This window comes from Streptococcus sp. 1559 (assembly GCF_013276735.1).
Classification (GTDB): Bacteria; Bacillota; Bacilli; order Lactobacillales; family Streptococcaceae; genus Streptococcus; species Streptococcus pseudopneumoniae.
Genome location: NZ_VMLO01000074.1, coordinates 1 through 11,923, shown reverse-complemented (window position 1 = coordinate 11,923; position 11,923 = coordinate 1). Strand labels below are relative to the sequence as shown.

Below are 11,923 nucleotides of genomic sequence, written 5' to 3'. Positions count from 1 at the left end.
GTTATTGGGCGGTTACGTTTATCTTAATTATATATACTCTTAAAACCCAAGGGGTAAAAATCCCCCCTTACAATCCTACCATTTCATCAAGCCAGCTAGAGAAATTGGCTTCCTTTGTATCTTCATCATTCCATTCAAAATCTTCCAAGTATGTTCTATTAGTGATTAGTTTGACACGTTTGTTTTGGTATTGGGGATCTAAATAGAATAGGGGGTCTCTTCACTATACAAGTTAGCGAGGACCCGAACTCTTTTCCTATACTCTACTCGTTTTATTGGACCACTTTTTGAGACAATTCTAGTGTATATGTTTTATACAATTGATGGCAAGTTTGATTCTCTCCTATTTTAATCAAGGAAACACAAGGTAAGACAAGTCCTGACCAGATAGACTCTAGTATTTCCTCACGATTTGAATGTTCTTCTAACTTGGCAACAATCTGAGGAGCCATCTTATAGTAGGATTCAATTTCCTCCTGACCACCATCTTTAAAAGCTAGATAAGAATCCCTGAATTTTCGCAAAGTCATCAATTCATCACAGTCATCTGCCAATCCCTTGTAAGTTACAGCTGCTTCTGTCAAATAACAACCTCTTTGTTCAATCTGATAGTAAGCATCTGGTTCACCAAAAAATCCAGTTCTAGAGTGCACATATCTCTCTGCATCACTCCTACGTTGAAAAACAGCTACTTCTCTTCCCTTACGATATACAATAAATTCCATTTCTTTTACCTCCCTATCTTACAATATTTAATAATTCCTCATAACTTGAAACCACATCATAGATGTGCTGATCATTAATCAATCCAGCTTGAGCTAACGCTTTAAAATGAGCACGCGCACAGGAAATTTTTGCTTGCTCAGCTTGTTTTAATTGAAGACTAGACATAGAGCCTTTTGTTTCTGCAACAAAATAGATATGCTTGACACTACCTTCACGGAAGGCGATTGCCCAGTCAGGGTTATAGTTTCCAAGTGGAGTCGCAATACTGAACTTCCCTGGTAACTTCACATAAACACGAACATCCTCGTATTGTTCCAAAGATTCTTTAAACGTCTTCTCCGTATTTGAATCAACTTTTACAAAATTGTAAATCCCTTTTTTGGATTCAAGTAAGTGATCATCTGATCTGTTAGCAGTTTCAGGATTGTCATAAAACAAGTCCATATCATACTCTTCATTTAACACATTATACTGAATATGCTTGATAATTTGACTTGCTTTTTGTTCATTAATAAGCTTTGAAACCTTAAGAATAAACTCTTCTGGATTTTGTTTAAACTTGTCAAATTGGTAGACATAGATTTTACTTAATATTTCCGCAACCAATTTACGAGTTAAACCAGTCTGCTCAGCAATCTCCCCTAGCAAATCATATTTGGTCATAATCTGCGAATCCGTTAGATATTCTTGTTGGCGATCATTTTCAGCTACCGTAAAGTTCAGTCCCTCTTCTTTACTCATATCTGCTGCACTTGCTTGAGTTATTTGGAAACTTGGTTTGCTAACGACTAATTTCTCATTGATATAGTCAACCGAATGTTTTACCAATTCCGCATCATCAAATTCTACTTGATAGCTGGTCTTTCGATTGATTTGCTTCCAGAGATTTAAGAATTCTTTTCGAGCAATATTTTCTTGATTGACCTCATTTGAGAACTGAATGACTGAATGATTGGCATTTTCAATTTCATACTGTCCAACATGATAAACGCTCTCCAATATCTCTACCAGCTTATCCTCATAACCTGCTAGTGTTTCAGACAGTTGTAACTGATGATTTTCTTTTGCAGTAAAATATTCTGTAGTTAATTGCCCTTCACGGTCTATATAGCCTTGTCGGATCAAATCAAAGTGAATCGAATCTGCTTGTTCCTTGGTAATACGTCTTGTTTGTCCTTCTTGATTGGTTAGAACTTTATTCGCAAAAAGACTAACATCCACTTTTGCAGGACGATCTGCTAAGAGTTCTTTGATTTCTTCTTGTAGACTTCGAGCAAATTGATCATAACTTTCATTTGCAATTACTGTCAGTTTATTGATTTCATGAACATCATTTCCTAAGAGTTCAAAATCCTGACGAATTCCGTTTTGGTCAACTGCCAAACGCATACCACGACCGATTTCTTGACGTTTACGGGTTTCTGCTGAAGATTGCTTCAGCGTACAGATTTGAAAGACATTAGGATTATCCCATCCCTCTTTTAGAGCTGAGTGAGAAAATAGGAAACGAACTGGCTCTTCAAAGCTCAACAAACGCTCCTTGTCCTTCATAATCAAGTCATAGGCATCGGTGTCATTTGAAAGATTACTTTTCTTTTCACTGGCAGATTTATAATCTACGAAAATGGTCTTATCTGACTTCTTCACTTTATCTACCGAAAAGTAACCAGCATGAACTGAATTTCCCTCAAGATTAGCCTCCAAATATCTACGATAAGGAGTTGGTTCCTGTGTTCGGATAAACTGGTTTACTTGATTTCGATATTCTTCTTCAAAAATCTGAGCGTATTCACCATTATAGGCATCATTATGTTCATCATATTGTTTATACTTGGCCACTTCATCGATGAAAAATAGGGATAATACTTTAATTCTTCGATTGTACAGTTTACTTTCTTTTTCGAGATGACTTTTTATAGTTTCTCGGATTTGAATTCTTCTGATGCTCGACTCATCCACTTCCCCTATCACTTCACCAACATGAAGTTCTTGCGTCACGCCAACTTGAAGTTTGTTCTCCCTTGCATCAAAGTGACTAAGGGTCATTCCTTTATAAGCAGATAAATTCCCTGATTCAGCGTATAAATCAAAGGGTTCTTCCACTACCTTCAATTTCCTTTTGACACCTGACTGCGTTTTTACTTCAAACTCAATTTTTGCTTTGGGTGCTCCTGTTTTTTGTGGAATGATTTCTTGTAGATAAAGATAGCCTTGTGTCCCGGTCGTCCCAGTTTGCTCAATAGCCTTAACCGCAATCTTTTTCACTAATTTTTGATTGTAAGCATCCATGGCATCCAATCTATAAACCATATCATGCTTTTCCTTGTGTGTAGCCGAATAGCGTAGCGTAAACAATGGCTTAAAATCTTTTAGTCTTTCCTTTGTCTGTTTCCCTTCAACAGATTGAGGCTCATCAATAATCATAATCGGATTCATAGCTGCCAATACATCAATCGGACGACGCCAACGGAAACTTTCCTGCTCAGAATGAATCCGTCGCGCATCTTTCCCTTTCGCATTAAAAGCTTGAGAGTTGATGACCATAATTTGAAGGTCTGACGAATTGGCAAAACTATCCAAATCACCTAAACGTGAAGAATCGTAGACAAAATAGCGTGGTTGTTTGCCATACTCCATCTGAAAGTGGCTTGACATGATCTGTAGAGATTTGAGAACTCCTTCACGAATGGCTACACTTGGAACGACAATGACAAATTTAAGCCAGCCATAGCGTTTATTCAACTCCATAATTGTACGGATATAAGTGTAGGTCTTCCCTGTTCCCGTCTCCATCTCTATGGAAAAATTATAAGCTTCTCGTCCAGCAATCATATCAATCGATAGTTTATCAGAAGGACGCAAACCATAGCGAGTTTGCATAGTATGAACATTTTCTCGTATACTTGCTTGACTCAATTGAATCGGTGCATTTCGATAAGCATCTAAAACCAAATCTACCTCATCTGACTTGAGACGACCTAGATCCGCCATATACTGAACTCCAGTATGTTTGGCTTGCCCTTGAAATAAATCTGCAATGGCACTAACCGCATCCAACTGGAATTGTTGTTTTTTAAATTGTAATCTCATTGCAAATACCTCCCAAGAACAAGTAACTAAGAATAAATAAGATAATAACAATCGGTTGAATATTTACGAAAATATTATCCATGCTAAAATCTAACTGTCTAATTTCTTTACACTTTGCTCTATGATAATCGTACTCACTATAATTTTCTTGTTGCTGAAGAATAAGATTATATTTTTCTACTATAACTTTAAATTTAGCATTCTTCTTTTTAAAATTATAACCTTGTAGAGATAACCATTGAAGTGATTCTTTAAGTTTATTAATTTCTATATGGTGATAATGGAATTTCAAAGCACGTTCTCTATAGTTTAATGTGGACACATAATATTGAATGATAACTGTATACATAGAAAAACATCCTGAAACCACTTTTTTTATCAAACCTTCATTTGGAACTATCAATGAAATAACTAATAAGGTACTAGATAAAATAGCCATCAAAAGTAAATACATGTCCCACTTACTAGCATATCCCTCAAGTCGTTCACTAGCCAAAATACGAGCTCGTCTAACTATTTTTAGTTTTCTAATTTCATCTTGAATCATTTCATCAAGCTTCTCAAAATTGCTATTTTTGCTATTATTCTTCTTTTTGATATTTTTGACGTTTTTATTAAAACTCATAGCCTACACCACCTTCACTTTCGTATGTGGTGACAATTCTTTGAAGATTTCACTTACGTTAATCTTATCTGCTGAATTGGCAAATGAGCTATCACGGAAAACAGTACGGAGTGGTTGTGCTTGAGCGATGTGACGGATAACTTCTTCAGAGATTTCATCTTCAAAACAAGCCATGAGTGATCCTTGATCTACATCATAAACTTCTGCTCCTGCTACTTTCTCCCAATCAATAGCTAATGACAATTCCATTCCCCATGTCAGCATAACTTGGAAAAGTAGGTCAAGCCCAGTACGTCCTTCCTTGATATTGGATACACTATCAAAAAGTTCTCCTTGGATAAATTGATCTGGCCGAGCTGAAACATCTTTGAAATTAGAAGAAGCTAACTTGTAGGCCTTAAATCCAAAGTCTTGTTTGCCAACCAACTCTGGATGCTCTTCCTGAATCTTTGCAGCAGCACGACGTATCCGTTCACGTGAAATCTGATCAATAGTTTCATAACCTGCTTCTTTAGCAGCAGACTTATCAGCTACTTCCTCATCCAAAGTACACAGGATAAACTTACGATTTCCACCATCTTCCGCATTCAGTTGCATGACTGCATCTGCCGTAGTACCAGAACCACCAAAGAAGTCAAAAATAATAGATTCTTCTTGACTATAAAGCTGTATAACACGTTTTAATAATGGTACTGATTTTGGATATGTAAAATAAGCATTTCCATCAAATAGTCTCTTTAAATCTTGACTAGCAGATTGTGAATGTCCAACATCTTGATATTTCCAAATTGTCATTGGAGTTATCGTCTGTTTAGTCTCTGATAAAAATCGTTTTATCGATGGTACATTATCTCCATTCGGACCAAACCAAATGCGCTTATCCAAAACAAATTCTTCAAATCTATCTCGATTCAATCTCCAACTATAACCACTTGGTGGCATAACTTTACGTCCACTTGGTGTCACAATTTCGTAAATATTATTTTGAATTGCTGGACCAACTGATAGATCTCCAGATTTCCATATTCCTCTTGGATCATTATCAGGATTTGAATAACGATCATTAGCCTCATCACTTCTAGGTAATCCATTACATACTGAAATTTCTATATTTTTTGAATACGCCAAAATATAGTCATGACTCTCTGAAAAGTGCTTTTTCAAATTTACAGGCGAATATGCACGTTCCCAAATTACATTAGCTATAAAATTCTCCTCCCCAAATATCTCATCACAGATAGCTTTCAGATTAGCTTGTTCATTATCATCGATAGAGATAAAGATGACACCTGAATCTTTGAGGAGGTTACGAGCTAGGCGGAGGCGTGGATACATCATATTGAGCCAGTCTGAGTGATAACGGGCCGAATTTTTTTCATTTTTTGTGAGCCCAATGACCTGGCGCCCTTCTTCATCCAAAAGTTCCATCTCTTCCTTCAACTCTTCGTCTGTTTTTTGGAACTTATCAGAATATACAAAGTCTTTCCCTGTATTATAGGGTGGATCGATATAAATCATATCAATTTTTCCTAGATAGGATTCTTGTAAGATTTTCAAGACTTCTAAATTATCTCCAGTAATAAAGACATTTTCACTGTTTTCAAAGTCAACACTTTCATCAAGATCTGGTCTTAGGGTTTTGGTAGTTGGTCGCCCAGCTTCTGCAATAGCTTCACGCTTTCCAACCCAAGTAAACTCATAGGATTCTCGACCATCCACAATTTCCTCTGATAAAAACTGTTTAAGCTTCTCAAAGTCAATCGCAGAACGTAATCTGCCGTATTCATCCCTCTTTTCCGTCAGAACTTCAGGAAAAAGTTGACCAATTTTTGAAATATTATCTGTAAAAACATCTTTTGAAGTGAGAGTTAATTTCTCAAGTCCAGAGTTTTCACCTGTGTGCTGTGCTGTGCTGTGCTCATGGTAGTATCCTTTCTTAGCTTTGTCAAGCTTTTGTAATTTTAATTTTATAAAAAATTAAGTTGGCTTATCCTATCTTTGTAATGCTTCATTTTTAATACATTACAGCTTCATTTTATCAAAAATAAGGATTGAAATCAAAAGAGTTCTCTAATCTCAATTTCTGATTTTTCTTTATATTTATACTCTTCAAAAATCTCTTCAAACCACATCAACGTCGCCTTACCGTATATANNACAGTGTTTTGAGCAGCTTGCGGCTAGCTTCCTAGTTTGCTATTTGATTTTCATTGAGTATTATTATTTTTTATTCTTTACAGATTCAAAATAGACCTTTATTATTTTTCTAAAAAAGGAAAGCTCTGCGGCCTTCCTTCGTCTTACTTGCGTTTCTTCTTCGCTTTCTTCATTTTGTTAGCCATACGTTTCATGGACTGTTTCATAGCAAATTCACCAATTTTACCTTTGAGTCCACCACCAAACATCTGACTCATATCTGGCATTCCTGCTCCTCCGAGAGCTGACAAGTCAGGCATACCACCTTGTCCCATCATTCCTTCAAGGGCAGACATATCCATTCCTCCCATATTTGGCATATTTTTAGGAAGATTGTTTGGATTGATCCCCATTTGCTTCATCATCTTGTTCATATCTCCAGACATAACACCCTGCATGAGCTGTTTAGCCTGGTTAAAGTCCTTGATGAATTTATTAACTTCGACAAAGGTATTTCCAGAACCTGCAGCGATACGACGACGACGGCTTGGATTTAACAAATCTGGGTTTTCACGTTCCTCAGGTGTCATGGAAGACACGATGGCACGTTTGCGCGCGATCTGACGCTCATCCACCTTCATGTTTTGAAGGGCTGGATTGTTGGCCATACCTGGAATCATCTTGAGCAAGTCTTCCATTGGGCCCATGTTTTGCACCTGATCCAACTGAGCAATGAAATCATTGAAATCAAAGGTATTCTCACGCATCTTCTCAGCCATTTCAAGAGCTTTTTGCTCATCGTATTCCTGAGAAGCTTTCTCAATCAGAGTGAGCATATCCCCCATACCAAGGATACGGCTAGACATGCGGTCTGGGTGGAAGGTTTCGATATCTGTAATTTTTTCACCTGTACCAGTGAACTTGATTGGTTTTCCAGTGATGTGACGAACAGATAGAGCCGCACCACCACGAGTATCGCCATCAATCTTGGTAAGGATAACCCCAGTTACTTCCAACTGAGCATTAAACTCATGCGCAACATTGGCTGCTTCCTGACCAATCATAGCATCAACGACAAGCAAGATTTCATTTGGTTGAGCCAATACTTTCACATCACGAAGCTCATTCATGAGGAGCTCATCAATCTGCAAACGACCCGCAGTATCAATCAAGACATAGTCGTTATGATTAGTTTGAGCTTGTTCCAAACCTTGACGAACAATCTCAACAGCTGGTACTTCTGTACCAAGAGCAAAGACAGGCACATCAATCTGTTGACCCAGTGTCTTCAGCTGGTCAATAGCAGCTGGACGATAAATATCCGCCGCAATCATCAAAGGACGAGCATTTTCTTCCTTCTTGAGTTTGTTGGCCAATTTACCAGCAAAAGTTGTCTTACCAGCCCCCTGCAAACCAACCATCATGATGATTGTAGGAATCTTAGGTGATTTGATAATTTCTGCCGTATCAGAACCTAAAACGGTTGTCAATTCCTCATCAACGATTTTAATAATCTGTTGCGCAGGATTAAGTGTATCAATGACCTCATGGCCGACTGCACGCTCACGAACTTTCTTGATAAAATCCTTTACAACAGGCAAGGCAACGTCGGCCTCGAGCAAGGCCAAGCGAATTTCTTTGGTTGCCTCTTGGACATCAGATTCAGAGATTTTTCCTTTTTTACGTAGATTTTTAAAGACGTTCTGCAAACGTTCTGTTAAACTTTCAAATGCCATTTTTCTTCCTCTTATTCTCTATTATCAATGCTTGTTAAAATTTCTATCTGCTCCTGCAGAAAGTCATCCTTGGGATAGCGCTCCAAAATCTGATCAAAAATCTGACTGCGGACAATGTAGTCCGAGTACATGTGCAATTTCATCTCATAATCTTCCAGAATCTTTTCTGTTCGCTTGATATTGTCATAGACAGCCTGACGACTGACACCGAACTCCTCGGCAATCTCAGCAAGGCTGTAATCATCAGCGTAATAGAGCTCTATATAATTCATTTGCTTATCTGTCAAAAGCGCTGCATAAAATTCAAAGAGCGCATTCATACGATTGGTTTTTTCGATTTCCATAACTTTTATTATACCAAAAATTAGCCTAATCTACCACATTAGGAAGCCAATCCGAGAAGATAGCCAGGTAAATTTGAAAAAAATAAGAGCCTAGCCCCAAGTAATTTCCAATTGATAGCTAGCAAAGGGATGTCCCTCTTGATTTTGTAGTTGATAATCTAGTTCAATCTTTTGTCTATCAACTTGATAATGACTCGTTTGGATGATAAACTCCTGCATGCCCATAGGTGTAGGAATATAGGCTAAACTATCACTATCCTTTAAAAAGCGCATAATGGTCTTGGGATTGGAAAAACGACTCATCACCAGTTCTTGACCATGAAATTTAATCACTACTTTTTCCTTTTCCTCATTATAGAAAAGCAGGTAGCTATAATCTCCTTTTTTATGCACTTCCACGTCATAAAGCTGGTCAATCACTTCCAACTGCTCATCAAACTGAATCGTATTTCGCATCCGAATCTTCACATCAGGTCCTCTTTCTTGTCTCTTGTCCTACTATTTTACCAAAAACTCTAGCTTTTTGCTATAATGGTCATATGAACGAAAAAGTATTCCGTGACCCAGTTCACAACTACATCCATGTCAATAATCAAATCATCTATGACTTGATTAATACAAAAGAATTTCAACGTTTGCGCCGTATTAAGCAACTGGGAACTTCCAGTTATACCTTCCACGGTGGAGAACACAGTCGCTTCTCCCATTGTCTTGGAGTCTATGAGATTGCTCGTCGCATCACGGAGATTTTTGAAGAAAAATATCCTGAAGAATGGAATCCTGCCGAGTCTCTCTTGACCATGACCGCGGCCCTCCTACATGACCTTGGGCATGGTGCCTACTCCCATACTTTTGAACATCTCTTTGATACAGATCATGAGGCCATTACTCAGGAAATCATCCAAAGTCCTGAAACGGAGATTCACCAAGTCCTGCTACAAGTGGCGCCTGATTTCCCAGAAAAGGTTGCCAGTGTCATCGACCATACCTATTCTAACAAGCAGGTCGTACAACTCATTTCTAGCCAGATTGATGCAGACCGCATGGACTATCTCTTGCGCGACTCCTATTTTACAGGAGCATCCTATGGGGAATTTGACCTGACTCGCATCCTCCGAGTCATTCGTCCTGTCGAAAATGGTATCGCCTTTCAGCGCAATGGCATGCACGCCATCGAAGACTACGTCCTCAGTCGCTACCAGATGTACATGCAGGTTTATTTCCACCCCGCAACACGCGCCATGGAAGTTCTCCTACAGAATCTTCTCAAACGCGCCAAGGAACTCTATCCTGAGGACAAGGATTTCTTTGCCCGAACTTCTCCACACCTCCTGCCTTTCTTCGAAAAAAATGTGACCTTGTCTGACTATCTAGCTCTGGATGATGGTGTGATGAATACCTACTTCCAACTCTGGATGACCAGTCCTGACAAGATTCTTGCAGACCTGTCGCAACGCTTTGTCAACCGCAAGGTCTTTAAATCCATTACTTTTTCACAAGAAGACCAAGACCAACTCGCTAGCATGAGAAAATTGGTTGAGGATATCGGCTTTGATCCCGACTACTACACTGCCATTCATAAGAATTTTGACCTCCCTTATGATATCTATCGTCCCGAATCTGAAAATCCACGGACACAGATTGAGATTTTACAAAAAAATGGTCAACTGGCCGAACTCTCTAGCCTGTCTCCTATCGTCCAATCCCTTGCTGGCAGTCGCCACGGAGATAATCGCTTTTATTTTCCAAAAGAAATGTTGGACCAAAACAGCATCTTTGCTAGCATTACCCAGCAATTTTTACACTTAATTGAGAACGATCATTTTACCCCAAATAAAAACTAGAAGAGGAATTTTATGAGTATTAAACTAATCGCTGTCGATATTGACGGAACCCTAGTCAACAGTCAAAAGGAGATTACTCCTGAAATCTTTTCTGCCATCCAAGATGCCAAAGAAGCTGGTGTCAAAGTCGTCATTGCAACTGGCCGCCCTATCGCAGGTGTTGCCAAACTTCTGGACGACTTGCAGTTGAGAGACGAGGGTGACTATGTTGTGACCTTCAATGGTGCCCTTGTCCAAGAAACTGCTACAGGGCATGAGATTATCAGCGAATCCTTGACTTATGAGGATTATCTGGATATGGAATTTCTCAGTCGTAAGCTCGGTGTCCACATGCATGCTATTACTAAAGACGGTATCTATACTGCCAATCGCAATATCGGAAAATACACAGTGCACGAATCAACCCTCGTCAGCATGCCTATCTTCTACCGCACACCTGAAGAAATGGCTGACAAGGAAATCGTCAAGTGTATGTTCATCGATGAGCCTGAGGTTCTCGATGCTGCAATTGAAAAGATACCAGCAGAATTTTACGAACGCTACTCTATCAACAAGTCTGCTCCTTTCTACCTCGAACTCCTTAAAAAGAATGTAGACAAGGGGTCAGCCATCACTCACCTAGCTGAAAAACTCGGATTGACCAAAAATCAAACCATGGCTATCGGTGACGAAGAAAATGACCGTGCCATGCTGGAAGTCGTTGGGAACCCCGTTGTCATGGAAAATGGAAATCCAGAAATCAAAAAAATCGCCAAATACATCACTAAAACAAATGACGAATCCGGTGTTGCCCATGCCATCCGAACATGGGTACTGTAAGAGGGTATGAATAGACGAAAACCGCTCAGTTGAGCGGTTTTTATAGTAAAATGAAATAGGAATAGGACAAATCAATTTCTAGTAATGTTTTAGAAGTCCAGATACACTATTCTAGTTTCAATCTACTATAGTATCTAATTACATACCCCCTGCTGGAATCGATAAATAGAAAAAACCTTATTTTAAGGCTCTTCCTATACTATTTATCAATAACCCTCTTTTAGAGTATGTCCGTAAGTTTGAATAATTTGTTGTATATCTTTATGCCTTAGTAATCTTGAAACAGCCCATATATCAACACCTTTTGATAATAGACTTCCTGCGAAACAATATATGGTAGAATAGTTCTATGAATTATGAAGCAAGTGAACAACTAACTGATGCACGATTTAAGCTCCTGGTTGGTGTTCAGTGCACGACTTTTGAAGAGATGTTAGCTGTATTAAAAAGAGATTATCAAGGTAAACACGCAAAAGGGGGACGAAAACCTAAACTAAGCCTAGAATACCTTCTTATGGCGACTTCAATATGTGCGAGAATATCGAACTTATGAAGAAATTGCGGCTGATCTTGGTATTCACGAAAGCAACTTAATCCGTCGGAG

The 11,923-nt window shown here is 38.6% G+C and carries 10 protein-coding genes and 1 pseudogene; 4 read left to right on the top strand and 7 right to left on the bottom strand.

The features are described 5' to 3' along the window. On the top strand, positions 1–206 hold a 206-nt coding region (locus tag HT688_RS11535; RefSeq protein ID WP_205402779.1), incomplete at its 5' end, for a hypothetical protein. Positions 207–272: 66 nt separating this feature from the next. Here the strand turns inward: HT688_RS11535 and HT688_RS09000 are convergent. The 7 genes from HT688_RS09000 to HT688_RS08970 form a co-directional block, all read right to left on the bottom strand. After that, positions 273–725: a CFI-box extended C-terminal domain-containing protein gene (locus HT688_RS09000; protein WP_050223616.1), complete on the bottom strand. Its 453-nt coding sequence runs from the start codon at positions 723–725 to the stop codon at positions 273–275. Positions 726–738: 13 nt separating this feature from the next. Beyond that, positions 739–3,816: a type III restriction-modification system endonuclease gene (locus tag HT688_RS08995; RefSeq protein ID WP_055356954.1), complete on the bottom strand. Its 3,078-nt coding sequence runs from the start codon at positions 3,814–3,816 to the stop codon at positions 739–741. Then, on the bottom strand, positions 3,800–4,441 hold the full coding sequence (locus tag HT688_RS08990) for an SLATT domain-containing protein (protein ID WP_000009498.1): 642 nt from the start codon (positions 4,439–4,441) through the stop codon (positions 3,800–3,802). The genes HT688_RS08995 and HT688_RS08990 overlap by 17 nt, the downstream gene beginning before the upstream one ends. Positions 4,442–4,444: 3 nt before the next feature. Then, complete coding sequence (locus tag HT688_RS08985) at positions 4,445–6,160, bottom strand: DNA methyltransferase (RefSeq protein WP_172923710.1); 1,716 nt, start codon at positions 6,158–6,160, stop codon at positions 4,445–4,447. Between the two features lie 580 nt (positions 6,161–6,740). Further along, complete coding sequence (gene ffh / locus HT688_RS08980) at positions 6,741–8,312, bottom strand: signal recognition particle protein (protein ID WP_000863644.1); 1,572 nt, start codon at positions 8,310–8,312, stop codon at positions 6,741–6,743. Positions 8,313–8,323: 11 nt separating this feature from the next. Beyond that, the gene (locus tag HT688_RS08975; protein ID WP_000402066.1) at positions 8,324–8,656 is read right to left on the bottom strand and encodes a putative DNA-binding protein; all 333 of its coding nucleotides are present in this window, start codon (positions 8,654–8,656) and stop codon (positions 8,324–8,326) included. A gap of 90 nt (positions 8,657–8,746) precedes the next feature. Beyond that, positions 8,747–9,124: a YwiB family protein gene (locus tag HT688_RS08970; protein ID WP_023934199.1), complete on the bottom strand. Its 378-nt coding sequence runs from the start codon at positions 9,122–9,124 to the stop codon at positions 8,747–8,749. A gap of 71 nt (positions 9,125–9,195) precedes the next feature. On the opposite strand from HT688_RS08970, the gene HT688_RS08965 reads away from it, so the two are divergent. The 3 genes and pseudogenes from HT688_RS08965 to HT688_RS08955 form a co-directional block, all read left to right on the top strand. After that, positions 9,196–10,500, top strand: a complete 1,305-nt coding sequence (locus HT688_RS08965) for an HD domain-containing protein (RefSeq protein WP_050223622.1) — start codon at positions 9,196–9,198, stop codon at positions 10,498–10,500. Between the two features lie 12 nt (positions 10,501–10,512). Continuing rightward, positions 10,513–11,319, top strand: coding sequence for a sugar-phosphatase (yidA, locus tag HT688_RS08960; RefSeq protein WP_172923709.1), 807 nt, complete (start codon positions 10,513–10,515; stop codon positions 11,317–11,319). A 349-nt stretch (positions 11,320–11,668) separates the two neighbouring features. Beyond that, positions 11,669–11,923: pseudogene (locus HT688_RS08955) on the top strand (IS5/IS1182 family transposase); the annotation flags it as partial.